27 protein-coding genes and 1 riboswitch are annotated in these 25,051 nt (G+C 40.2%); of the genes, 25 read left to right on the top strand and 2 right to left on the bottom strand.

Annotation, left to right across the window (positions count from 1 at the left end):
- The first annotated feature begins 89 nt into the window (after nt 1–89).
- From NST97_RS06270 to lysA, 5 genes are all read left to right on the top strand, one after another.
- Nucleotides 90–707, top strand: coding sequence for a stage V sporulation protein AA (locus NST97_RS06270; protein WP_063388643.1), 618 nt, complete (start codon nt 90–92; stop codon nt 705–707).
- A complete protein-coding gene (locus NST97_RS06265) occupies nt 697–1,119 on the top strand; it encodes a stage V sporulation protein AB (protein WP_063388663.1) in 423 nt (140 codons plus the stop codon). Before NST97_RS06270 ends, NST97_RS06265 begins: the two co-directional genes overlap by 11 nt.
- Before the next feature lie 37 nt (nt 1,120–1,156).
- Nucleotides 1,157–2,164 (top strand): stage V sporulation protein AD, encoded by a 1,008-nt coding sequence (gene spoVAD / locus NST97_RS06260; RefSeq protein WP_063388662.1) that lies wholly within the window; start codon nt 1,157–1,159, stop codon nt 2,162–2,164.
- A gap of 55 nt (nt 2,165–2,219) precedes the next feature.
- Nucleotides 2,220–3,695: a spore germination protein gene (locus tag NST97_RS06255; protein WP_327855896.1), complete on the top strand. Its 1,476-nt coding sequence runs from the start codon at nt 2,220–2,222 to the stop codon at nt 3,693–3,695.
- 74 nt (nt 3,696–3,769) lie between these two features.
- Entirely contained in the window at nt 3,770–5,092 is a 1,323-nt protein-coding gene (gene lysA / locus NST97_RS06250; protein WP_094246161.1) for a diaminopimelate decarboxylase, read from the top strand.
- A gap of 43 nt (nt 5,093–5,135) precedes the next feature.
- On the opposite strand, the gene NST97_RS06245 is transcribed toward lysA, so the two are convergent.
- Nucleotides 5,136–6,002: a DUF1002 domain-containing protein gene (locus tag NST97_RS06245; RefSeq protein WP_066247675.1), complete on the bottom strand. Its 867-nt coding sequence runs from the start codon at nt 6,000–6,002 to the stop codon at nt 5,136–5,138.
- A gap of 164 nt (nt 6,003–6,166) precedes the next feature.
- On the opposite strand from NST97_RS06245, the gene NST97_RS06240 reads away from it, so the two are divergent.
- The 6 genes from NST97_RS06240 to NST97_RS06215 all read left to right on the top strand — a co-directional run bounded on the left by NST97_RS06240 (nt 6,167) and on the right by NST97_RS06215 (nt 11,227).
- Nucleotides 6,167–6,604 (top strand): peptidylprolyl isomerase, encoded by a 438-nt coding sequence (locus NST97_RS06240; protein ID WP_063388640.1) that lies wholly within the window; start codon nt 6,167–6,169, stop codon nt 6,602–6,604.
- Nucleotides 6,605–6,995: 391 nt separating this feature from the next.
- A riboswitch (FMN riboswitch) is annotated at nt 6,996–7,147 on the top strand.
- Between the two features lie 152 nt (nt 7,148–7,299).
- Entirely contained in the window at nt 7,300–8,415 is a 1,116-nt protein-coding gene (gene ribD / locus NST97_RS06235) for a bifunctional diaminohydroxyphosphoribosylaminopyrimidine deaminase/5-amino-6-(5-phosphoribosylamino)uracil reductase RibD (RefSeq protein WP_341343040.1), read from the top strand.
- A complete protein-coding gene (ribE, locus tag NST97_RS06230; protein ID WP_341343039.1) occupies nt 8,388–9,032 on the top strand; it encodes a riboflavin synthase in 645 nt (214 codons plus the stop codon). Before ribD ends, ribE begins: the two co-directional genes overlap by 28 nt.
- 13 nt (nt 9,033–9,045) lie before the next feature.
- Complete coding sequence (locus NST97_RS06225; RefSeq protein ID WP_063388637.1) at nt 9,046–10,239, top strand: bifunctional 3,4-dihydroxy-2-butanone-4-phosphate synthase/GTP cyclohydrolase II; 1,194 nt, start codon at nt 9,046–9,048, stop codon at nt 10,237–10,239.
- A 21-nt stretch (nt 10,240–10,260) separates the two neighbouring features.
- A complete protein-coding gene (gene ribH / locus NST97_RS06220; protein ID WP_063388660.1) occupies nt 10,261–10,731 on the top strand; it encodes a 6,7-dimethyl-8-ribityllumazine synthase in 471 nt (156 codons plus the stop codon).
- A 127-nt stretch (nt 10,732–10,858) separates the two neighbouring features.
- On the top strand, nt 10,859–11,227 hold the full coding sequence (locus NST97_RS06215; RefSeq protein ID WP_063388636.1) for a GNAT family N-acetyltransferase: 369 nt from the start codon (nt 10,859–10,861) through the stop codon (nt 11,225–11,227).
- Here the strand turns inward: NST97_RS06215 and NST97_RS06210 are convergent, their stop codons facing one another.
- The gene (locus NST97_RS06210; RefSeq protein ID WP_340881781.1) at nt 11,228–11,752 is read right to left on the bottom strand and encodes a DUF309 domain-containing protein; all 525 of its coding nucleotides are present in this window, start codon (nt 11,750–11,752) and stop codon (nt 11,228–11,230) included.
- A gap of 184 nt (nt 11,753–11,936) precedes the next feature.
- Here NST97_RS06210 and NST97_RS06205 point away from each other — a divergent pair, with 184 nt between their 5' ends.
- From NST97_RS06205 to NST97_RS06140, 14 genes are all read left to right on the top strand, one after another.
- Entirely contained in the window at nt 11,937–12,701 is a 765-nt protein-coding gene (locus NST97_RS06205) for a segregation/condensation protein A (protein ID WP_063388634.1), read from the top strand.
- Entirely contained in the window at nt 12,682–13,266 is a 585-nt protein-coding gene (gene scpB / locus NST97_RS06200; RefSeq protein WP_341343038.1) for an SMC-Scp complex subunit ScpB, read from the top strand. The genes NST97_RS06205 and scpB overlap by 20 nt, the downstream gene beginning before the upstream one ends.
- Before the next feature lie 124 nt (nt 13,267–13,390).
- Nucleotides 13,391–14,521 (top strand): D-alanyl-D-alanine carboxypeptidase family protein, encoded by a 1,131-nt coding sequence (locus NST97_RS06195; RefSeq protein ID WP_066247679.1) that lies wholly within the window; start codon nt 13,391–13,393, stop codon nt 14,519–14,521.
- A complete protein-coding gene (locus tag NST97_RS06190; RefSeq protein WP_063388631.1) occupies nt 14,518–15,108 on the top strand; it encodes a nucleoside recognition domain-containing protein in 591 nt (196 codons plus the stop codon). Before NST97_RS06195 ends, NST97_RS06190 begins: the two co-directional genes overlap by 4 nt.
- 2 nt (nt 15,109–15,110) lie before the next feature.
- A complete protein-coding gene (locus NST97_RS06185; protein ID WP_063388630.1) occupies nt 15,111–15,641 on the top strand; it encodes a spore maturation protein in 531 nt (176 codons plus the stop codon).
- A gap of 99 nt (nt 15,642–15,740) precedes the next feature.
- The gene (locus NST97_RS06180) at nt 15,741–16,478 is read left to right on the top strand and encodes a pseudouridine synthase (protein ID WP_063388629.1); all 738 of its coding nucleotides are present in this window, start codon (nt 15,741–15,743) and stop codon (nt 16,476–16,478) included.
- A 171-nt stretch (nt 16,479–16,649) separates the two neighbouring features.
- Nucleotides 16,650–17,171, top strand: a complete 522-nt coding sequence (gene resA / locus NST97_RS06175; protein ID WP_341343037.1) for a thiol-disulfide oxidoreductase ResA — start codon at nt 16,650–16,652, stop codon at nt 17,169–17,171.
- Nucleotides 17,172–17,187: 16 nt separating this feature from the next.
- Entirely contained in the window at nt 17,188–18,819 is a 1,632-nt protein-coding gene (gene resB, locus NST97_RS06170) for a cytochrome c biogenesis protein ResB (protein WP_063388627.1), read from the top strand.
- Between the two features lie 24 nt (nt 18,820–18,843).
- A complete protein-coding gene (gene ccsB, locus NST97_RS06165) occupies nt 18,844–20,019 on the top strand; it encodes a c-type cytochrome biogenesis protein CcsB (RefSeq protein ID WP_144598193.1) in 1,176 nt (391 codons plus the stop codon).
- Between the two features lie 91 nt (nt 20,020–20,110).
- Nucleotides 20,111–20,833 carry a response regulator transcription factor gene (locus NST97_RS06160; RefSeq protein WP_341343036.1) on the top strand — a complete coding sequence of 241 codons (723 nt, stop codon included), beginning with the start codon at nt 20,111–20,113 and terminating at the stop codon, nt 20,831–20,833.
- Complete coding sequence (locus tag NST97_RS06155) at nt 20,830–22,596, top strand: ATP-binding protein (RefSeq protein WP_327855885.1); 1,767 nt, start codon at nt 20,830–20,832, stop codon at nt 22,594–22,596. The genes NST97_RS06160 and NST97_RS06155 overlap by 4 nt, the downstream gene beginning before the upstream one ends.
- Nucleotides 22,597–22,646: 50 nt before the next feature.
- A complete protein-coding gene (locus NST97_RS06150; protein ID WP_341343035.1) occupies nt 22,647–23,231 on the top strand; it encodes a cob(I)yrinic acid a,c-diamide adenosyltransferase in 585 nt (194 codons plus the stop codon).
- Between the two features lie 92 nt (nt 23,232–23,323).
- Nucleotides 23,324–23,914 carry an RNA polymerase sigma factor SigX gene (sigX, locus tag NST97_RS06145; protein ID WP_094246152.1) on the top strand — a complete coding sequence of 197 codons (591 nt, stop codon included), beginning with the start codon at nt 23,324–23,326 and terminating at the stop codon, nt 23,912–23,914.
- The gene (locus NST97_RS06140; RefSeq protein WP_063388621.1) at nt 23,889–25,001 is read left to right on the top strand and encodes a GerMN domain-containing protein; all 1,113 of its coding nucleotides are present in this window, start codon (nt 23,889–23,891) and stop codon (nt 24,999–25,001) included. The genes sigX and NST97_RS06140 overlap by 26 nt, the downstream gene beginning before the upstream one ends.
- Nucleotides 25,002–25,051 lie beyond the last annotated feature (50 nt).

Below are 25,051 nucleotides of genomic sequence, written 5' to 3'. Positions count from 1 at the left end.
TTTTTGTGGAAATAAATGGTCTTGATCATTTTGCATGAGGGAGTGGCGAACGTTTCATACTATTAGAAAAAAGTAGGATGTGACAGGGCGTGAATAAAACGGTTTATGTGCGTCTAAAGCATCGTATTCAGGCAAAACCGAACGAAAGGATCACGCTTAACAAAATCGCGAAAATAATTGCAGACGAAGCGTTAATCAGCAAAATGGGGGATCAAATCATTCATCAAATTCAATCAAAAGATAAAACATATGTTGTCATTGATGTCATCAACGTCATAGAAAAAATCCAATCCATTGATCCTTCCCTTGATGTCCAACCTGTTGGGCCGACGCAAACAATTGTTGAAATTCAAAATCATCGAAAAAAATTTGCTCCCGTCCTTTTTTTTCTTGTATGGCTGTTATTATTTGTCGGATCGGCTTTAACGATTATGAACTTTCATGAAGATGTCAGCATGCAGCGGATGCATCGCAATTTGTATCAGTTTTTCACTGGCAATAAGATCGATAAGCCGTTAATTTTGCAAATCCCCTACTCCATCGGTTTGGGGCTGGGAATGGTTCTGTTTTTTAATCACGTTTTTAAAAAGAAATTTAATGAAGAGCCGAGTCCGTTGGAAGTCGAGATTTTTAATTATCAAATGGATCTCGACCAATACATCGCCATAAACGAAAACAAAGAAAGCGTGAAAAATGATGATGATTAAATGGTTCATGCTTTTGTTTACGGGGTTTGCAGGGGGCTTGGCTGTCGGGTGTGGATTTGTTGCGTTTTTATCTGTTCTCGGAATCATTCCAAGACTCATGCAGCTGACGAAGACAATAAAATGGATTCGTTTGTATGAATGGGCTGTTATTCTTGGCGCCGTGTCCGGCGGTTGGTTCAGCCTCTCTCCCGTCTATTTGCATGCTTCGCATTATTGGTTTATCCCGATCGGTCTCCTTTACGGAATATTTGTCGGAATGCTTGCAGCAGCATTAACAGAAGTGCTGAATGTATTTCCGATATTAGCGAAAAGGATCGGCATTGATGACAAAATCGTTATGTTGATGATGGCGATCGTTTTAGGAAAAATTTGCGGCTCTTTGTTTCATTGGCTTTATTTTGCTGGTCTGTAAAGGCAATTTGTCATATGATCGGAGGAAACATAGCATGATGCGGTTAACGGGAAAGCAAACATGGGTGTTTCAGCATAAATTGTTTGTCAATAAAACGGCAACTGTCGTTGGGCCGAAGGAAGCGAAAGGACCGCTTAAGGAAACATTTGATGCTCATTTTGATGATATGTACTGCGGTGCGCCGTCTTGGGAATTGGCCGAGCGGAATTTAATGGAGCAGGCGATCAGCCGCTGTTTAAAAAAAGCTGAATTAAAGGAAGAGGATATTGATTTGTTTTTGGCGGGGGATTTATTGAACCAAAATGCTACATCGAACTATACAGCTAGAATGCTCAATATTCCGCTGTTATGTATGTACGGGGCCTGTTCGACTTCAATGGAAACAGTCGCTGCGGCATGCGCGCTGATCGATGGGGGGTTCGCGAACAAAATTATCGCTGCCACAAGCAGCCATTATGGCGCAGCTGAAAAGCAGTTTCGGCATCCAACGAATTTCGGCGGACAAAAACCAGAAACAGCGACGACAACCGTAACAGGGGCAGGTGCTGTATTAATCAGCAAAGACGAAAGTGAGATTGCCATAACGGCTGCAACGATCGGCAAGGTGATCGATGTTGGCAGGAAAAACCCTTATGATATGGGGTCCGCAATGGCGCCGGCAGCTGCAGATACAATTAAGCAGCACTTTCGTGATTTAAATCGGACTCCTTCTGACTACGATTTAATTCTTACCGGCGATCTTTCGGGAGTCGGCAGTCCGAAGCTGAAGGAATTATTGCTTGAGGATGGGTACGACATCCGAGGCAACCATTCAGATTGCGGGCTGTTAATTTTTCATCCAGCACAAAGAGCATTTGCCGGCGGGAGCGGATGTGCTTGTTCAGCAGTTGTAACTTACGGTCACATATTCCAAGAAATGAAAAAAGGAAATTTAAAACGAGTATTGATGGTGGCAACCGGGGCTCTGTTAAGTAAAACGATGATCAAGCTGAACGAATCGATCCCGGCCATAGCTCACGGAGTAGTTTTTGAAAGACAGAGATAGAAAGGTGGGAAAAGGTGAGCTGAACATGAATGATGAAGAGAAAGGATTCGATAGCATGACGAAATTAACCGATCAAGAAAAAAGTCAAATCTCTCCCAAGCTGCAAGATACCGAAAAATTTTTTCGAGATCATATTGGCTTAGGAACAAGCTTTGATTTAGGCGTGCGCAAATTTATGCTTCTCGGAAAACAAGTGCATTTATATTATGTGACAGGACTTTGCGATTCACTTTATGTCATCGAACTGATCAAGGAGCTTTTGAAAATCAATGATCATGAAACGGAAGCCAATCGTTTAAAGGAAATTGTCAAAAACCGTCTCGTTCATCAGCAAGTAACATTGGTTCAAACGCTTGATGAAGCAGTCGATCAAGTGTTGTCAGGCTTAGTCGTTTTTTTTGTCGAAGACAGCGATTTTGCTTTTGTTGTCGATGTCCGCAACTATCCTGGAAGACAGCCGGAAGAGCCGGATACGGAAAAAGTGATCCGCGGCGCACGTGACGGTTTTGTGGAAAATATCGTTGTCAACACGGGACTGATTCGGAGAAGAATAAGGGACGAACGTCTGAGATATGAAATCATGAAAATCGGCGAGCGATCAAAAACCGACATTGCGATCGCGTATTTGGAAGATGTGGCGGATCCAGGATTAATTGAAGTGATCAAAAAGGAGTTAAAAACGATAAAGATTGACGGGCTTCCAATGGCAGATAAAACAATTGAAGAATTTTTAGTAAAGCAAGGCTTTAATCCGTTTCCGCTTGTCCGCTATACGGAAAGAGCGGATGTAGCTGCAGTTCATTTGCTGGAAGGACATGTCATTATTCTTGTTGACACGTCCCCGAGTGTCATTATTACGCCAACTACTTTTTTTCACCATGTTCAGCACGCCGAAGAATACCGTCAGGCGCCAGCGGCCGGAACGTTTGTCAGATGGGTGCGCTTTTTTGGCATGCTAGCTTCTATTTATTTGCTTCCTCTTTGGATGCTGTATGTAGTGCAGCCGTCTTTACTGCCGGAGGCTATATCTTACATTGGACCAAACAAAGAAAAAAATATTCCGATTGTTGTTCAAATTTTTCTTGCTGACATAGGGATTGAGCTTTTAAGAATGGCAGCCATTCATACACCGACAGCTCTTTCAGTGGCGATGGGTTTAATTGCAGCAGTTCTCATAGGACAAATTGCCATCGATGTCGGTTTGTTTTCGCCGGAAGTTATTTTGTACGTTTCCATTGCGGCGGTCGGTACTTTTGCAACCCCGAGCTATGAATTGAGCGTAGCCAATAAAATCGTTCGTTTTGTATTGCTGCTATTAGTAGTGATCTTTAAAGTGCCCGGATTAGTGATCGGCTGCACACTGTTCATCCTTTTCCTTGCCAGCATTCGATCGTTAAATACGCCTTATTTATGGCCGTTTATCCCTTTTAATCCTCAAGCCTTTTGGCAGATCATCGTCAGGTCGTCGGTGCCTCATATAAAAGTAAGGCCAAGCATTGTTCATCCGCAGAACGTAAAAAAGCAGCCTTAAAAAAATTTGAAAGAGAAAATGTTTTATGGTAATGTATTTTTAACTTTTACGTTCACGAAAGCGGGGGCTAGTCTTTGTATTTACAGGGAACAAGTAAAATCAACCAGTTAGGGCATTTAGAAATCGGCGGTGTCGATACAGTTGAACTTGTCAAACAGTATGGGACACCGTTATATGTATACGATGTCGCACTCATTCGCGAACGAGCCCGTTCTTTTAAAAATACATTTGAATCATTAGGAGTTCCATATCAAGTTGCTTATGCAAGCAAAGCCTTTTCTTCCATTGCAATGGTGCAGCTTGCAAATGAGGAAGGGCTTTCTCTTGATGTCGTTTCAGGCGGTGAACTGTATACGGCATTAAAAGCAGGATTTCCTCCGGAAAAAATTCATTTTCATGGAAACAATAAAAGCATCGACGAGCTTGCAATGGCTCTGGAGGCAAATATCGGTTGCATTGTGATTGATAATTTTTATGAAATTGATGTTTTATCTTCTCTTTGCCGGCAAATGAATAAAAAAGTTGCGGTATTGCTTCGCGTTACACCGGGCGTCGAGGCACATACACATGATTACATTACAACCGGGCAGGAAGATTCGAAATTTGGATTCGACCTTCATAATGGTCAAATCGAAAAAGCGATTGAGCTTGTAAAAAATCAATCGCATTTACAGCTATTAGGAATCCATTGCCATATCGGTTCGCAAATTTTTGGCACTGAAGGATTTGTTTTAGCAGCAGGAAAGATTTTTGGGAAAATTTCTATTTGGAAAGAGAAGTTTCAGTTTGTTCCGAAAGTTGTAAACTTAGGGGGAGGATTCGGAATTCGATATACGAAAGAGGATGATCCTCTGCCAATGAATGTATATGTTGAAAAAATGGTGGAAGTTGTGAAAGGACACTCTGAGAAGCTTCAAATTCCTCTCCCTGAAATATGGATTGAGCCAGGACGCTCTCTCGTCGGGGATGCAGGAACAACCTTGTACTCGATAGGATCTCAAAAGGTCGTCCCTAACATTCGCAAATATGTTGCGGTGGACGGAGGCATGAGCGACAACATCCGGCCTGCTTTGTACCAGGCAAAATACGAGGGGGCTCTTGCCAACCGGATGAATGACGAATGTTCTGAGACTGTATCGATTGCTGGAAAATGCTGCGAAAGCGGGGACATGCTCATTTGGGATTTATCCCTTCCTACCGTAAAAGCAGGCGATATATTAGCTGTTTTTTGCACGGGAGCTTACGGATATTCTATGGCAAATAATTATAACCGGATCGCTCGGCCTGCTGTTGTATTTGTTGAAAACGGCGAAGCGAGACTTGTCGTCAAAAGGGAAACATACGAGGATTTAGTCAGTCTCGATTTGCCTTTAAAAGCGGAAGTCGGTCAACCGTAAACGAAAAACGGCGTCTCAACATTAGTTGAAGACGCCTTTTTCATTATTGGAAAAACGATGCGATGGCATCAATGATCGAAGAAAAGAATTCTTTCAATTTTTGCAAAAAGCTTTGTCCTTCTTCGGATTCGAGAAATTTAGAAATTTTGTCTTTTGCTTTGTCAAGCTGGTTTCCGACTTCATCCCAATTGATATTGACGTTAATCATATTGTTAAATAAGAGGATTAAATTGTTTATATCATCTTCGGAAAGATTTATTTGCAAATCTTTTGCTGCTTGTTCAATCATTTCTCTTAACTCTTGGTCATTTTTCGGAACGCCGTTTTCGGACATCTGTTCTTTTACTTTTGCAATTAATGCCGAAGCATTTTCGTCACCAATCTTATCTCCAAGCTTTGCTGTTTCCACCAGCTCTTGGTTGGCGACCTGTTTCACGTCTTCAGGGATCGCTTTATCAGTCGAAACTTCATAAGCTTTTATCAACCCTGTTAAAGCGGCTGTTCCGGAAACTTCAAAAGGCGCGGTGACATAAACATTTGCATCTTTGACACCAGCTGTCATGAGCGCATTTAAGTACATTTCATCCGTGACCCAGTTTATGTTGTTTGTTTGGACTTCTAAACCAGATCCCTTTTTCTCAATTTGTATTTTGGAAGAAGAGATCGCTTTTGAACCGATTTGCGCTTTCGGAATATAATCCCCTAAATATTTGTGCTCCTCTTCGTTTGTCACGGTGACCGTTTGCACGTTATCTGGTACGCCCATTTCCTTTAAGAGATCCTGCTTTTGCTGCTCCGTTAAATCGCTGCCTAACGTGACAATAACATCTCCAACAACAGAATCAGCAAAACTAGTAGTTGGTGTTGCCAACCCAATAGCAAGTAATATGGATAAAACGATTTTTTTCATCACTTAACCTCCTAAGCGAACATGACTTCGAATATATGATTATAGAGTGCAAAAACTTTCAACCATTTAAGACGTATATATATACTAAAACGTTTCATCTGTATTTTATGTTTTACTCTATGATAAAATAAAGAGAAAATTTTTTCATGAAAGGGAGCTGTTTTATGAGCAAAAAAGGCTACATTTTAATGGAAAACGGAGAAAAAATTGAATTTGAGCTTTTTCCGAATGAAGCTCCAAATACAGTGAAGAACTTTGAAAAACTTGCGAATTCAGGCTTTTATGACGGTTTGACTTTTCATCGTGTTATTCCAGGGTTTGTAAGCCAAGGCGGATGTCCGAATGGCAACGGCACTGGTAATGCAGGATATACGATCAAATGCGAAACAGATGGCAATCCACATAAACATGTAACCGGCGCCATTTCTATGGCTCACGCAGGCAGGGATACAGGCTCTTGTCAATTTTTTATCGTTCATGAACCTCAGCCTCACTTGGATGGAGTTCATACTGTTTTTGGCCAAGTAACTTCAGGCATGGAAACTGTGTTGAGCATGAAAAACGGAGATGTAATGAAAAAAGTAGAAGTGTATGAAAATTAAATTCCTCTTTCAAATAGAAAGGGATGTACAAAATGAGAATGAAAAACTGGATGTTATTTATTGTTCTTGTTGTATTGAGCATTATTTGGGGACTCGTCTATTGGATGTTCATTGCTGACTAGCTGAATACCGCTCAGCTTTAGTTGATAATATAATTCTTGTAGATGCGGTCAAGTGTAGGAGAGAAATAATCGATAAAATGGCACTTTTTCATATTGGTCAAAGATTGCTTTCTTGACAGAAGACCGTTTGAAGGGAGATAATAGTAAAATAATTGGCTGTTTTCTTCAGCTTTGTTTCTTTTTCAAAACTCGTGAATGCTTCAAAATGGAAGGTGGGAAGCAAGAGGAAGCAGCCGTTTTTCCCATTGAAAATAACATAAAATGAATGATGCATCCTTCGGGGCAGGGTGAAATTCCCGACCGGCGGTGATAAAAGCTTTTAAGCTTTTTTAGCCCGTGACCCGCATTGGCGGAACGCCTTTGCGGTGGATCTGGTGAAAATCCAGAGCCGACAGTATAGTCTGGATGGGAGAAGGATCACTTTTGAAGGTGAGGAGTATAAACTGTTCAAAAAGAACAGATTTTATACTCTTATTTGAGTATACCTTCTTTTCGTTAAAGTGATCATCAAGCCCTGGGGGAACAAACCCGGGGCTTTTGTTTTGAAATCAACAAAAGGGAGGTGTGTCCTTCATGAATGACGAAAAATGGATGGAATTTGCCTTTCAGCTAGCGAAACAAGCAATCGGCCAAACGAGCCCTAACCCGTTGGTGGGAGCGGTCGTTGTGAAGGATGGGGAACTGATCGGGTTTGGAGCGCATTTAAAGGCTGGGGAACCCCATGCGGAAGTTCATGCTTTAAATATGGCTGGGGAAAAGGCAAAAGGTGCAACGCTGTACGTCACGCTTGAACCTTGCAGCCATTTTGGCAAAACTCCTCCCTGCTCTGAGCTTATTATCAAAAGAGGGATTAAACGGGTCGTTGTAGCTGCTTTGGATCCGAATCCTCTCGTAAGTGGACGCGGTGTGAAAGCTTTGCAAGATGCTGGAATCGATGTGGAAGCCGGGATATTGCAAAAAAATGGACATGAACTTAACAAAGTTTTCTTTCATTACATTCAAACAAACACTCCGTTTGTCACATTAAAATATGCCGCAACATTCGATGGGAAAATTGCTACAAAAACAGGTGACAGCAAGTGGATTACCGGAGAGGAAGCAAGACAGGATGTGCACCGTTACAGAGAAATACACGACGGCATTTTAGTGGGTGTTAATACAATTGTAAAAGACAATCCAAGTCTGACTTGTCGGCTGCCGGATCGCAAACGAACACCGATACGGATTATTTTAGATACCCATCTGCGAATTCCGCTGGATGCCAATGTGATAACTGACAAGGAAGCAGAAACTTGGGTCATTTGCCAAGATGGGGATCTCAATAAAAAAGCGGAACTGAAAAAATTAGGAATAGAAGTGTTGACTTTACATGATCAATGGAATATCCCAAATATTTTAAAAATATTAGGCGAGCGAGGCATCACCTCCCTGTTCGTTGAAGGAGGAGCAAGAGTCCATGCTTCATTTTTAAAAGCGGAAGCGGTGAATGAATTAATCGTGTATTTTGCACCCAAAATATTGGGGGACCCTGAAGGAATATCAGCCGTCATGGGCGATGAAGCATTAAAGATGAGCATGGCACATTCATTTGAAATTCAGTCCGTTACGAAAATAGGAGAAGATGTGAAAATTGTCTCCGTTCCGAAAAGAGGTGGACAAGATTGTTTACTGGAATCATTGAAGAAATAGGGGAAATCAAATCAGTAAAAGGAACGAATCAAGCAGTAATTTTAGAAATTTATGCAAAAAACATTTTGCAAGATGTAAAAATAGGCGACAGCATTGCCGTCAACGGAGTCTGTTTAACGGTCACCGACTTTGAATCGAATTATTTTTCTGTGGATGTCATGCCTGAGACGATGGCGGCAACGACATTTGGTACATTAAAAACCGGATCAAAGGTGAATTTGGAAAGGGCAATGGCTGTTGGCGACCGATTTGGCGGCCACATCGTTTCAGGACATGTTGATGGCGTTGGCACGATCGTCAAAAAAGAAAGAAAGGAAAATGCTGTTTATTATCAAATTAAAGCTCCTAAAGATTTGCTTTATTACATGATATTAAAAGGTTCAGTTGCAGTTGACGGAACGAGTTTAACCATTTTCGGCTTAACAGAACAAACCTTTACGATTTCGATTATTCCTCACACATATTCAGAAACAATTATTGGGGAAAAGGAGATTGGCGATAAGGTCAATATTGAATGTGATTTGATCGGGAAATATTTAGAAAAGTTTGCTCGCAAAGAGGCGCCAACCGGAATTACCGTTGATTTTTTGCAAAAGCACGGTTTTTACAGTGAATAGAGGTGATAGAATAATGTTTCATTCCATTGAGGATGCCATCGCAGATTTAAAACAGGGGAAAGTGATCATTGTCGTGGATGATGAGAATCGGGAAAACGAAGGAGATTTTGTCGGTCTAGCTGAGTTTTCCACCCCTGAAATGATCAATTTTATGATTTCGAAAGGAAAAGGTCTCGTTTGTGTGCCGATCACGGAATCGTTAGCGCACCGTTTGCAGCTTCACCCTATGGTAGCGGAAAATACAGATTTGCACCAAACCGCGTTTACTGTCAGCATCGATCATCAAACAACAACGACGGGAATCAGCGCATATGAGCGAGCTAAAACGATTCAGTCGCTCATTCAGCCGGATGCAAGGGCGGAGGATTTTAAAAGACCCGGACATGTTTTCCCGTTGATTGCAAAGAACGAAGGAGTATTAAAAAGAGCCGGCCACACGGAAGCAGCCGTTGATTTGGCAAAGCTGGCAGGATGCTTTCCAGCTGGCGTCATTTGCGAAATTATTAATGAAGACGGAACAATGGCTCGGGTTCCTCAATTAAAAGAAATAGCGGAACAATACAATTTAAAAATGATCACGATTCAAGATTTAATTCAATACCGCAGAAAACGGGAGGAATTAATCAAAAAAGAAGTGGAAATCGAGCTTCCGACAGGTTTTGGCCGTTTTAAAGCCATCGGTTATACCAGCTTGTATGATGGAAAAGAGCATATTGCGCTGGTGAAGGGTGAAATTAAGCCGGAGCATCCCGTTTTAGTTAGAATCCATTCAGAATGCCTGACAGGAGACGTCTTTCATTCTCACAGATGCGACTGCGGCCCGCAGCTTCATTCTGCATTGAGTGAAATTGAAAAAGAAGGAAGCGGAATTTTGCTCTATTTGCGCCAAGAAGGCAGGGGGATCGGGCTAATAAATAAATTGAAAGCATATAAGCTTCAAGAAAAAGGTTATGATACGGTCGAAGCAAATGAGGAGCTCGGCTTTCAGCCGGATCAAAGAGAATATGCTGTTGCAGCACAGATGCTGAAGGATATTGGAGCCAAGTCTATTCGTTTAATGACAAACAATCCGAGAAAAATGAAAGAAATGCAAGAATACGGACTTGAAATATTGGAGCGGGTTCCAATTGAAATACCGGCAAACAAGGATAATGAAAAATATTTGAAAACAAAAAAATCGAAACTAGGACATCTACTTCATATTTAGCGGGAGGTTATACTAATGAGCATAAACAAAATTGAAGGACATTTAGTCGGAAAAGATTTGAAAATCGGAATTGTCGTATCAAGATTTAATGAATTTATTACAAGCAAGCTGTTAAGCGGAGCAATCGATGCTCTCATCCGCCACGGCGTTTCGGAAAGCGACATTGATGTTGCATGGGTTCCGGGGGCTTTTGAAATCCCGCTTGTATCCAAAAAACTGGCTGAGTCCAAAAAATACGATGCGGTCATTGCCTTAGGAACAGTTATCCGTGGATCCACTACGCATTACGATTACGTATGCAATGAAGCGGCAAAAGGGATTGCGAACGCTTCTCTGCAAACAGGAGTGCCGGTAATATTTGGCGTCGTCACGACGGAAAATATCGAGCAAGCGATTGAACGAGCAGGAACGAAAGCGGGCAATAAAGGCTGGGACGCAGCACTATCGGCAATTGAAATGGCAAATTTAATCAAATCCCTCGCCCAACTTTAAAGAAAACAGTTTAAAATTCATAAGAAAATGTATATAATGTTAAGAGCAATATGATAAATGGGATTCAACACTAGTTGCCCATAAAATCTTTCTTGAAAGAATGTTATATATTAACGAGGGATCCAGCATGTTAGTTCGATATAAGAAAGCTTTTGAAAAAATTGCGATGGGGCTTCTTTCCTTTATGCCGAGTGAAAAGGATTTAAAGCAGCTCCAGCAAACGATGAAAACGTATGAAAATGACGAAAATTGGCAGCTTTTCTTATGGAAGGAAGAAGATGTTATCGGAGTGATCGGCGTTGAATTGAAAGATAAAGGAATAGTGGAAATTCAGCATATTTGCGTAAACCCGTCCCATCGTCATGAAGGAATCGGCAAAAAAATGATCAATGCCGTAAAAGAGCTATATAAAGATAAACATGTTATTCCTAGCGAACAAATTCAATCCTTTTTTGAAAAATGCGACCATGAACAATTGGAAAAAGAAGAGAGCTGATCACTCTCTTCTTTTTCTTTTTTTATGCCAATTTTTCAATCTCTCCTCAATGATGTCCGTTCGATCCCTTGTTTTATGTTTATGTATTAAAAAAACGTTTGAAATATCGCTAGGCTTACCGAACGTTTTTCCTCGTTCCTTTGCCGTTGTTAAGCAAATTTCGTAAAGGTTTTGATCAAAAATCGGCAGCTGAATGCTTTTATATGGTTCTCTTTTTTGAATTCGACCAAAAGTGTCTTGTAAAATATGTAAGAGCTGTTCATCATCCAAACCGAGTTTGTTAAGAGACGCCGTTTCATTTTTTAAAATGCGAATAGCATTTTTCATCATCCGTTCAGCACCATTGAAATTTTTTCTCCTGTAATGATAAAAGCTAACGGCAATTTGTATGAGCCCGACCCAGATTTGTTTTCTCTCTTCTTTAGGATCTTTTTTCCACAATTCTTCTAAAATTTCATGACATTCAAAATAATCCCGGTCACAATGAAAATGATATAAAAACTCAATATATTCAGGTGGGTACATATTGAGAAAACTCCTTTTTTCTACTATATATGTTATAGTTTATGAAAATGGCTGCAAAAAAGAAAGTATTCATGCCTGATTTAAAAATAAACAAAAATGAGCTTTGTTGAAAAAGAGTATTGGATGTATTTTTCTATTGGTCTATACTAAAAATTAGCCATTTATCGAGGGTGATGATCAGGTAATGTATCTAGTAAAGTTAGAAGCTTTTGAAGGTCCGTTAGATTTGCTTTTGCATTTAATTCATCGTTTAGAAATTGATATATATGATATCCCTGTCAGCGAAATAACAGAACAGTATATGGAATATATTCACACGATGCAGGAGCTTGAGCTGGATGTTGCCAGTGAATATTTAGTGATGGCAGCCACATTATTGTCGATTAAAAGCAAAATGCTCCTTCCAAGACAGGAGGAAGAGTGGTCAGACGAGGAAATCATCGAAGAAGAGCAGTCCGATCCGAGAGATGAGCTTGTTACCCGTTTAATTGAATACAAGAAATATAAAGAAGCGGCAGTAAAGCTGAAAGAACTGGAAAGTGAACGGGCGCTTGTCTATACGAAGCCTCCAAGCGACTTGAGCGAATATTTGGAGGAAAAAGAGCCGATTTTGCAAAAAGGAAACGTAACGGTTTATGATATGATCGCTGCCTTTCAAAAAATGCTAAAACGAAAAAAAATTGAAAAGCCAATCGAACGAACCGTAGCAAAAGAAGAAATCCCGATCGAAAAACGAATGAAGGAAATGATCATGGAGCTGAAGGCATCGAAAAAGAAAAAGGAGTTTCACGATTTCTTTCCAGCTGACAGGAAGGATTATATGGTCGTGACTTTTTTAGCTTTGCTTCAGCTGATGAAAAATGAATACGTTCATGTAGAACAAGAACATAATTTTTCAGAAATTTATATTTACGGGAGTGAAAAGCTGCATGAGTTTAGGGATTATTGAATGGAAATCCATTTTGGAAGGGCTCTTATTTGCGGCTGGAGACGAAGGCCTTTCCATCAAGCAATTAACTTCCGTTCTTGAAATTGACGAAGCAACGGTTTTAAGCATTATTGAAGATTTAAAAGAGGAATACCAAAAAAAAGAACGGGGGATCGACCTTGTAGAAGTAGCAGGGGTTTACCAGCTCACAACCAAAAAGGAGCATGCACCATATTTAAAGCGGCTGATGGAAACTTCTATGAACCAATCACTCTCTCAGGCTGCGCTTGAAACATTGGCCATTATCGCTTATAAACAGCCGATTACCCGGATTGAAATAGAAGAAATTAGAGGGGTAAAGTCAGAAAGGCCGATCCGGACCCTTTTAGCGAAAGGGCTTATTCAAGAAGTCGGCAGAGAAGAGGGAGTGGGAAGAGCTATTTTATACGGAACGACAAAAGAGTTTCTTGAATATTTCGGATTAAAAACGATCGAAGAATTGCCTTCATTGACAGAGATCGAGAATGAAGAGCATTTTATTCAAGAAGAGGCAGATTTATTCTTTGAAAAATTAAATAACTTGTAAGTCGTCTCAGGCGGCAGTCTGAGACTTATTTTTATTTCACATTCTTTCAAATTCCGTTCATACGGTTGTCTTCTTTGCATAAACTTGTACAAAACGAATCGAATAAAGGGACGTGAAAGCATTAATGAACAAATGGACATCACGTATTAATGTATTCATTCTTTTTATATTGATAGGCCATTTTTTTATCCCGACAGCTCATGCAACTCATACGATTGAAGTTAGTGCAGAAAGCGCCATATTAATGGATCAGGAGAGCGGCCGGATCCTTTTTGAAAAAAACCCACATAAAAAAATGCGCATTGCAAGCATTACGAAAATCATGACGGCGATTTTAGCAATTGAATCAGGAAAAATGGATCAAAATGTGACTGTCAGTGACCGCGCTGTCCGAACTGAAGGGTCTTCCATATATCTTAAGCAGAAGCAAAAGGTGAAGCTGGAAGATTTGGTTTATGGTCTTATGCTAAGGTCCGGAAATGACGCTGCGGTGGCGATTGCTGAATTTGTCGGAGGCAGTTTAGATGGTTTCGTATTTATGATGAACGAAAAGGCGAAGGAAATCGGCATGACAAATACTGAATTTGCCAACCCGCACGGTTTGGATGATCACGAAAACCACTATTCTACCGCATATGATATGGCTCTTTTAACGAAATACGCCATGGAGAATGAAACGTTCCGCAAAATATTTGGAACAAAAGTTTATAAAAAAGACGGATTTCAGTGGAAAAATAAAAACAAACTTTTAAATTTATATGAATATTGTACAGGCGGTAAAACCGGGTACACAAAGAGGGCAAATAGAACATTAGTCTCCACTGCGGAAAAAGATGATTTACATTTAATTGCTGTTACGCTAAATGCTCCCGATGATTGGAACGACCATATGTCCATGTTTAACAGCGCGTTCAGCGAATATGATCAAGTGACGATCAAAAAAGAAGGATACCTTGCCATTGACAACAAGTTTTACAAAGACCGCATCTTCATTAATCGCGACATTGTTTATCCGCTGATGGAGGAAGAAAAAAACAAAATAAACATCCGTTTATTCCTAGCAAAACCGAAGGCTTCGTGGAAGAACCATCCTGAAAAGGTTCCAGAAAAAGTAGGAACATTGAGAGTGTTGCTCGATGGCGAAACGATTGAAGAAGTGCCGATCTATTTTGAAAACGGTGATGTAGAGCCTCCGCATGGCTGGTTTGGAAAGATGATCGATCTATTTTTTGATATGCTGGGTGTTTCCGCATGATTCATATTATTTGGGTTGCCTTAACTTTGATCGGCGTCGTATTTGCAATGTTCAACGGAACAATGGAGGAAGTGAATAAAGCCGTCTTTTCAGGTGCAAAAGAGGGTGTCACCATTGCCTTTGGCTTCATCAGCGTGCTTGTATTTTGGTTAGGCTTAATGAATATTGCTGAGAAAAGCGGTCTGTTAGAAAAGCTAGGGAATCTGTTCAAACCGCTGATGAGGAGAATTTTTCCTGATGTTCCCCCTGAGCATCCTGCGATGGGCTACATGCTGTCAAACTTGCTCGCTAATATGTTTGGGCTAGGAAACGCAGCTACACCGTTGGGAATTAAGGCGATGGAGCAGTTGAAAAAATTGAACAAAAATAAAGACCAGGCGTCCAGAAGCATGATCACCTTTCTAGCATTAAATACAACTGGATTGACTCTTGTTCCAACAACTGTAATTTCTATACGAATGACATACGGTTCGCATAATCCGACTGATATTGTCGTGCCAACGCTTCTGTCGACTTTCTTTGCTACCATAGCCGCTATTATGATTGACCGCTATTTTTACTATTTACGAAAAAGAAAAGGAGAATAACGATGGTGTTCATTAGTGCTGTTTCGATATGGCTGATCCCATTGATCATCGGTTTTATTTTGTTGTACGGGACTTTTAAACGCATTCCAACTTATGAAGCGTTTGTTGAAGGTGGAAAAGAAGGAATCGAAATTTCTTTTTCCATTATTCCGTATCTTGTCGGCATGCTCGTGGCAGTGTCTGTTTTTCGCGCTTCAGGGGCTCTCGATTTTTTTATGGACCTGTTAAAACCGATGTTTCAAGCTATCCACGTCCCGGCGGAAATTGTTCCGCTGGCGTTAATTCGGCCCATCTCTGGAACAGCTTCGTTAGGAATTATGAGCGATTTAATTTCAATGCATGGAGCGGATTCGTTGATCGGCCGACTGGCAGCCACCATGCAAGGGAGCACAGACACGACTTTGTATATCATTACAGTATATTTCGGTGCTGTTGGGATCAAGCGAATGGGCGATGCGATAAAGGTTGGGCTGCTGGCGGATTTTGCAGCCATCCTTTCTTCCATAATAATTGTTACGCTCCTTTTCGGTTAAGCTTTAATGAGCTTAGCTTTTTTATTTGCAAAAAAATAAATGCGTTCATCTTGTGTAACCAGACCGAAAAAAGGTAATATTTTTAGAGAGGTGAGATCAATGGAACGTTTGCAAAAGGTGATAGCGCGTTCGGGAATTGCTTCAAGAAGAAAAGCGGAGCAATTAATTTTGGACGGAAAAGTTACTGTAAATGGACAAGTTGTAACAGAGCTCGGAACAAAAGTATCTGACGAGGACAAGGTGGAGGTAAACGGGATTCCGGTAGAAAGGGAAGAACCGATTTATATTTTGTTTTATAAGCCTAGGGGAGTTATTTCGAGCGTGAAAGATGAAAAAGGGAGAAAAGTCGTCACCGATTACTTTCGAGATTTTGAGCAGCGCATCTTTCCGGTCGGCAGACTTGATTATGATACTTCAGGCCTTCTAATCCTGACAAACGATGGCGATTTTGCTAATTTGTTAATGCATCCACGATATGAAATTGATAAAGTGTATGTAGCGAAAGTTAAAGGAATTCCAGAAAGGAAAGAATTAAAACAACTGGAGCAAGGGATCATGCTGGAGGATGGAATGACAAAACCAGCAAAAGTCAAAATGCTTTCTTTAGATAAAAGAAAAAAAACGTGTATAATCGAAATTACCATTCATGAAGGAAGAAACCGGCAAATTAGAAGAATGTTTGATAAAATCGGCTATCCTGTGCTGAAGCTGAAAAGAGAACGGTACGCATTTTTAGATTTAAAAGGGCTCAATCCGGGTGCGTTCCGCGAAATTACTCCCCACGAGGTGAAGAGATTGCGGGCGCTGGCCCAGCACGGCAAGCATGCGAGAGTTTAGCCTAAAATCGGTTAAGCTTTCGCATTTGTACCGACAAAACGTTGCAAACAATGTACTGCTTTAGGGGCTTACACGTTTTTATGTCACATAAACGTCAAAATTATTTTTCTGAATGAACGGAAATTCAATGATATAATAACAAGCGAATGAAAAACAAAGGGAGTACACACGATGAAAAAAAGGCGACTCATTACTCGCTCGATTATTCTTGTTATTTTATTAGGTGCTCTTGGATATACACTCTATTCAAATTTTTTTATGAGCAAAGAAAAAGTGAAAGTCGGATCAGCTGCGCCTGATTTTGTTCTTACTGATTTAGAAGGAAAAAAGCATCAATTTTCCGATTATAGAGGAAAAGGGGTATTTCTCAATTTCTGGGGAACGTGGTGCAAACCTTGTGAACGTGAAATGCCTTACATTGAAAGACAATATCAGCACTATAAAAATTTAGGCGTGGAAGTTTTAGCTGTCAACGATGGCGAATCAAAATTAGTAGTGGAAAAATTTGCGGAAAAATACGGACTCAATTTCCCGATTGTCATTGACAAAAATCAGCAGGTGCTTCATGCATATGATGTAGATCCGCTGCCTACTACGTTTCTCATCGATAAGAACGGGAAGGTTGTCAAAATCATTACTGCACCAATGACGGAACGGGAAGTTCGAGATTACATGGAAATGATAAAACCATAGTTAGGGAGTTTTCAACATGAATCATGTGAAATGTGAATGCGGTCATGTAAATCCGTTCGGTACTGTGCTGTGTGAAAATTGCGGACGGGCCTTGGCAGCAGAGGGCGAAGGCAATTCGGAAAAACTTCATGATATGCGTTATGACGGAAGCGCCAGACGTTCTCAAACATATAATAAAACGATCGTCGATAAAGTATGGAATTTTTTCTCTTCTGTTAAAGTTGGAGTCTGGCTGATTGTGATAACGCTGATCGCATCAGCAATCGGAACGATTTTTCCGCAAGAATTGTACATACCTTCCAACGTAACGCCAGAGCAATTTTATAAAGATGAATATGGAATTTTAGGCCAGCTTTATTATCAATTAGGCTTCCACCGCCTATACGGTTCTTGGTGGTATATGACCTTGATCGCATCGATTGGAATATCGCTTGTGATTTGCTCGCTTGACCGGGTTATTCCACTTTATCGTGCCTTGAAAAATCAAGGTGTGTCTCGGCACGAGTCTTTTTTGAAAAGACAGCGCCTTTTTAGCGAATCATATGTGGACAATATTGAAAAAAATGTAGAACAAGTTAAAAAAAATTTAACAGCGCGCCGTTATCGCATTCGAGAAGAAAATGGAAACATTTTGGCAGAGAAAAATCGATTTTCCAGATGGGGTCCGTATGTCAATCATATCGGATTGATTATTTTTTTAATTGGAGCCATGCTCCGCTTTTTCCCGGGGATGTATGTGGATGAGGTTCTCTGGTTAAGAGAAGGGGAAACGAAAGAAATACCCGGGACAAATGGCGAGTATTATTTGAAGCATCATCAATTCATTTTGGAAACTTATCAAAAGGAAAAAGAAAAAGATGTGTTTCAGGAAGCGATTGACCGTGTCGGCGATGGAAGCGTAGCTAAAAACTTCCAATCAAATGTGACGCTTTATAAAAAGCAGGGAGACAGCCTGCCGGGTGAAGAACCAAAATTAAAAGAGGTAAAAGACTTCAGCATTCGCGTCAACGAACCGTTGAAATTTGATTCTTATGCTGTCTATCAAGTGAATTACAAGCTGAATGAGTTAAATAAAATGACGTTTGATCTTATCGATAAAAAATCGGGGAAAAGCTTCGGGAAAGTTGTCATTGACCTCTTAAATCCAGAAAAGAAATATGATTTAGGAAACGGCTATGCTGTTGAAATTGCTAGCTATCTTCCAGATTTTTATTTTGATGACGAAGGCAATCCAGCCACGCGGTCGAGAGTGCCAAACAACCCGGCATTTGTTTTTAAAATGATTGCACCTGACAGACCGAAGGGAGAAACGAGTTTCGTTGCCATCCAGCAAACGATTGAACCTAACGAGAATAACAAATACAAAATGAAATTTTCAGGAATTGAAACGAAAAACTTAACGGGTCTAGTTGTAAGAAAAGATTTAACTTTATGGGTGCTCGGTGTCGGCGGAGCCATTTTTATGATAGGCTTAATTCAAGGATTGTACTGGCAGCATCGCCGCATATGGCTGAAAGCGGATAACGGCAAAATCATGCTGGCGGGGCATACAAACAAAAACTGGTTTGGATTAAAAAATGAATTGGACATCATTTTGCGCGATACTGAAATTCAAAAGCCTGTTGACCAAAAACAATTAAAAGAATAGAACCTCATGAAGGAGGGGAAGTTTGTGGCTGAACTTAGCAGCACTTTATTATACATTGCGTTTATTTTGTATTTAATAGGAACATTCTTTTTTGGCGGTTCCATCCGTGACAAAAGAGGAAAGGATGAAAAAACGAATAGATGGGCGCGATTAGGCATTGCGGCGGCGATCCTCGGTTTTTTGTCTCAACTGGGATACTTCGTTACGAGATGGATCGCTGCTGGACATGCCCCGGTTTCGAACTTATTTGAATTCACGACATTCTTTGGTATGATGCTAGTAGGAGCATTTATCATTATTTATTTTATTTATAAGCTGTCTGCACTTGGCTTATTTACATTGCCAGTTGCACTTTTATTGATTGCATATGCCAGCATGTTTCCGACAGAAATCAGCCCTTTAATACCAGCTCTTCAAAGCGATTGGCTGAAAATCCATGTAACAACAGCTGCTGCCGGACAAGCTATTTTGGCGATCAGCTTTGTAGCCGGAGTCCTGTATTTAACAAAGGTTGTGGATCAATCAAAAGCAACAAAAAAGACGTTTTGGCTTGAATTTGTCATGTTTGTATTAGTCACAACACTAGCATTTGTCATTGTCACAACCGTGTTCCGAGCAATGGATTATGAATCAGTGTTTAAATGGATCGATAAAAATGGACAAGAGGCGGAAATGGAATTTCATTTGCCTGCTCTCGTTGCGCCGCACGAAGGAGAATTGTTGACAAAAGATCGGCTTGCAGGCTTTGTGGAATTGCCGGCGATTTTATCGGCCAGAAAGGTGAACACTGTTTTATGGTCCACATTTGTAGGACTGATTTTATACGGAGTGATCCGCCTAATATTGAGAAAGCGTATTTCTGCAGCGTTGCAGCCTTTAGTGAAAAATTTAAATTTGGATGTGGTGGATGAAATTGGCTACCGTTCAGTAGCGATTGGATTCCCAGTATTTACACTAGGTGCTTTAATATTTGCCATGATTTGGGCGCAGATCGCTTGGACCCGATTTTGGGGCTGGGATCCGAAAGAGGTTTGGGCATTGATCACTTGGCTGTTTTACGCGGCATATCTTCACTTACGGCTTTCGAGAGGATGGCATGGAGAAAAATCAGCATGGCTTGCGGTTATCGGATTTGCGATCATCATGTTTAATTTAATTTTTGTAAACCTTGTGATAGCTGGTTTACATTCATATGCATAAACGGATTGGCTGACTCATGATACATGCTGGAATTTGGATCATTATCATTTGAGTCAGCTCTTTTTTAACCTGATCAAGGGAGGAATAAAATATGTCAGAGAACCAGGATGTAACGATTTTAGTGGTAGATGATGAAGAAAGAATTCGCAGGCTTTTGAAAATGTACTTAGAAAGGGAAAATTATCAAATAGATGAGGCGGAAAATGGTGATGAAGCGCTTGAAAAGGCTCTTTGTGCCGATTATGATTTGATTATTCTGGATATTATGATGCCCGGAATTGACGGAATCGAAGTGTGCAAGCAGCTGAGAGAAAAGAAAGCCACTCCTGTCATTATGCTGACAGCAAAAGGAGAGGAGGTAAACCGTGTTCAAGGGTTTGAGGTCGGTGTGGACGATTATATTGTAAAACCGTTCAGCCCGAGAGAGGTTGTTTTGCGTGTGAAAGCGATTTTAAGAAGGGCGTCACAAACAAGCTATTTAAAAACCGATTCATCGGCGAAAAATGTGATCGTTTTCCCGCACTTAACAATCGATCATGATGCTCATCGCGTGACGGCCGACGGCAAGGAAGTCAACTTAACCCCGAAAGAGTACGAGCTGCTTTATTTTTTGGCAAAAACTCCTGATAAAGTATACGACCGGGAAAAGCTGCTGAAGGAAGTATGGCATTACGAATTTTTTGGAGATTTACGAACAGTTGACACTCATGTGAAAAGACTTAGGGAAAAATTAAACAAAGTTTCGCCTGAAGCCGCCAAAATGATCGTGACTGTTTGGGGTGTCGGCTATAAATTCGAGGTCGTTGAAGAATGAAATTTTGGAGAAGCGTTGTTGGCAAGCTTTGGATGACCATTTTATTTCTTGTGATAGTGGTTCTGTCGATTTTAACCATTTTGCTGCTCGAGTTTATGGAAAATTATCATATAAAAGATGCCGAGCAAAAATTGACCCAGCTTGCCAATAAAGCAGCCATTATTATGGAAAATCATCAAAATACACCATTAGCCGGCTCCATCGCAACTGAACTTTCTGATAAACTAACAAGTGTGTATATCGTTGATGGTGGAAAAACATATTGGCAAAAGCAAAATGACGGGGCGGGTGTCGCTCAATATTCATTAAATGAAATCATCAGTGAGAAAGAACTGTCAAAAGTATTGGAAGATCAAGAAAAAATCAGCCTTGTAAAAAGCTTTCCGCAAACGAATGATCACAATAAATTCAACAATGAAATGATGATCGTCGGAGTGCCTTATCAATCTGGAGCGATATTTGTCGTACAATCTTTGTCTGCCATTAATGAAACAACAAAACAAACAACTAAATATATTTTTATGGCAGCATTTATAGCTATTATATTAACGACCGTTTTTGCCTTTTTTTTATCAACCCGCATTACCTATCCGCTCCGAAAAATGAGAGAAGTCGCAATTGAAGTGGCGAATGGAAAATTTGATACGAAAGTTCCAAAGCTGACAAGCGATGAAATTGGTGAATTAGCTGTTGCCTTTAACCAAATGGGCCGGCAGGTGAAATTCCATATTAACGCTTTGCGGCAAGAAAAAGAACAGCTTTCAAACATTTTAAGCAGCATGGCCGACGGTGTCATTACGTTAAATATCGATGGAACGATTTTAGTCACAAATCCTCCTGCTGAACGTTTTTTGCAGGCATGGTATTATGAAAACGGAATGAATCCGAAAAAGGAACATGAGCTTCCGCCGGCTATTGAAGAGCTGTTTAAACGAGTGACGACGACTCACCGCGAGCAGGTTACTGAGATTACTTTGCAAGGCAGAACATGGGGAGTGATCATGAGCTCTCTTTATAATCAAAATCGTGTTCGAGGAGCGGTCGTTGTATTGCGCGATATAACGGAGGAAAGACGTCTCGACAAATTAAGAATTGATTTTATTGCCAATGTGTCCCACGAGCTGCGGACGCCTATTGCCATGCTGCAAGGATACAGCGAAGCTCTTCGCGATGACATTGCAGGAAGCGAAAAGGAGCGGAAGGAGATTGTTCAGGTTATTTATGACGAATCATTGCGAATGGGCCGATTGGTGAATGATTTATTGGATTTGGCCAGAATGGAGGCAGGACATATTTCCTTAAATATACAAGATGTCAAATTGAAGCCTTTTATTGAAAAAATTATTCGCAAATTTCAAGGCATTGCAAAAGAAAAACAGATTCACCTCGAATATTTGCTGAATGTTCAAATGGATTCCTTTTCGTTTGATCCGGACCGCATTGAGCAAGTACTGACCAATTTAATTGACAATGCCATCCGCCATACGAGTGCACAAGGATTTGTAAAAGTAATTATTTCAGAAAGCAATGGTTTAAAAATAGATGTTCAGGACTCAGGAAGCGGAATCAGTGAAGAAGATCTGCCGTTTGTGTTTGAACGCTTTTATAAAGCTGACAAAGCGAGAACGCGTGGAAGAGCAGGTACGGGTCTGGGGCTTGCCATTGCGAAAAATATTGTTGATGCCCATAAAGGGGTAATACAAGTTCACAGCAAATTAAATGTTGGAACGACATTTACCGTACTATTGCCGCAAACATCGTAAAAATTTGCCGATCTTTATTGTTTCACACGTAACAGAAGGGAGGTTTGGCAATGAATTTATATACGCGTACAGGGGATCAAGGACAGACGAACGTTATTGGTGCGCGCGTCGATAAAGATGATCCAAGGGTGGAAGCTTACGGAACGATTGATGAATTGAACGCTTACATAGGCTATGCAAGGACGTTTTTAACAGATAAAGCGTTTCAAGATATTTACGAAGAGCTTGAAAAAATTCAGCATCATTTGTTTGATTGCGGATCTGACATAGCGGTTGTGTACGAAAAGCAAAAACATCCGTTTAAAACGACGGAGGATATGATTCGTTTTTTAGAGGAACGAATCGATCATTATGTGGAAGAAGCTCCTGCATTAGAAAAATTTATTTTGCCCGGAGGAACGGAGGCGGCCAGCGTTTTACATATTGCGAGAACAGTTGCCAGAAGAGCAGAGCGTTTAATCGTTTCTTTAATGAAAGAGGTTAAAATTCATCATCCGGTCCTCATTTACATGAACCGTCTGTCTGATTATTTATTCGCTGCTGCTCGGGTTGTAAATTACCGCCTAAACGTGAAGGATGTCGAATACGAACGAAGCGGGAAGGTGTTCCGGACACATAATAGCAAAAAAAATTGACACCGAGGGTCTCTTTTATAAGACCCTTTCTTTTTTGTTTGTAACATGTCATGCGTCTCTTTCGACAAATATTTTAAACGGAGGGTATGTGCATGGATGAATCGTTTCAAAGATTATACGAAAAGTATCATCAAGATATTTTTCAGTTTTTATATTATTTGGTGAAGGATCGGGAACAAGCGGAAGATTTGGTGCATGAAGTGTATATAAAAGTTTTAAAATCATACTCGAGCTTTGAAGGACGAAGCAGTGAAAAAACATGGTTATTTTCCATTGCTCGGCATGTGGCGATTGATTTTTTTCGAAAGCAAAAAACTCTCCGTCAGCGAATAATGGAAAAATTTGATTTAGATCAAGCACAAATTGCGGATCAAGAGCCCCTCCCGGAAGAAATAGCTTTACAACGAGAAGAAATACAGATGTTATACAAAGCAATGAATGACTGTAATGTGAATCAAAGAACCGTTTTAATTTTACGGTTTATAAAAGAATTATCTGTTGCAGAAACAGCCGAGGTGTTGGGGTGGACGGAAAGCAAAGTCAAAACAACCCAGCATCGGGCTTTAAAAGTGTTAAAAAATTATATAGATAAAGCTATGAAAGAACAAGGTGTCACGAAAGATCAGGGAGCTATGACAGAACAGGAGGTAGTTTCAAGTGAAAAACTCTCTGTGGAGCGATGAACAAATCAAAAAATGGATAAGCGAGTTTCCAAAAGTAGAAGATTCCCGCAGTTCATTCGAGATTTGGAACAATATTACCGAGAAAAAAAGAAAAAGAACAATATTGAAATTCATTGTTCCATCAGCTTCGATTGTTGCTTTGACAGCAGCCGTCACTTTTGTAGTTTTTCCGCTAAGCAACAGCAAAAATGAACAAACCCAATATTCATACAACAAAAAGGCCGAAAACGCAGGAAACAGTCATTTAACCGAAAGTCAAACGATGGAGGCTTCGCCGAAGTATCGTTCCATAGTTCCAAATTCTTCAACTGAACAAATTATCACAGTAGGGCTTTTAGATGAAAGCAAACAGCATGTCGTTCCTCTAAGCTTTAAAGGAAATCAATTCGAGCCTGCCGTCAAGCAAATAAATGACGTCTTAAACAAGATCGATGTGAAACGTTTCAATCTTTCAGCTTTTGCCTTTCAAGATGCAGACATTTATGAAAGCAAAAGCCGAAGTGACGAGGTGATCATAAATTTTGAAAAATTGAATATAAAAGACCGTTTCCATAATGAACAAAATTTTAAAGAAGTATTAAAAGAAACATTTCGGTGGCAAAATTATAAAAAGGTGCGCTTATTTACAAATGAAAAGCAGCATGTTCCTTCTGAGCATTTTGTTTCCGAATTTCAAATAAAGAAGCTGCTGAAAAAAGCCTATTTCTTGTTTTTTCCTAAAAATAGCAGCAATCCTTTGCTCGTTCCATCAAAAAATGAATATGAAACAATTGAAGATGCAATGAATGCCATGCAAAAAGGTAAGGAAGACGGGCTTGAACCTTCCATTAATAATTCCGTTAAAATTAAGCAATTGAAAAAGGATGATGAGCTGCTTACGGTCACTTTTGAAAATGCTTCAAAAATGAAAAACACAGAGCATACTGAAGTTATGCTGGAAGCGATTTTAATGACAGCGAAAGAATTCGGCTTTAAGAAAGTGAAGTTCGAAGGCTTTGATGCGAAAAAAATCGGAAATATTGATATTTCAAAACCGGTGGAAGTGCCTTTTTCGCCTAATTTTATTGACCTGAAAGTTGATGCATAGCAAAAGGAACGGAAATAGGTCTAAACATAAAGACACCATCATAAATATTG

It is taken from the genome of Aeribacillus sp. FSL K6-1305 (genome assembly GCF_038050115.1).
Lineage (GTDB): Bacteria > Bacillota > Bacilli > Bacillales > Aeribacillaceae > Aeribacillus > Aeribacillus composti.
Note: the sequence above shows the minus strand (reverse complement) of the source record. Positions and strands in the feature narration are given on the sequence as shown.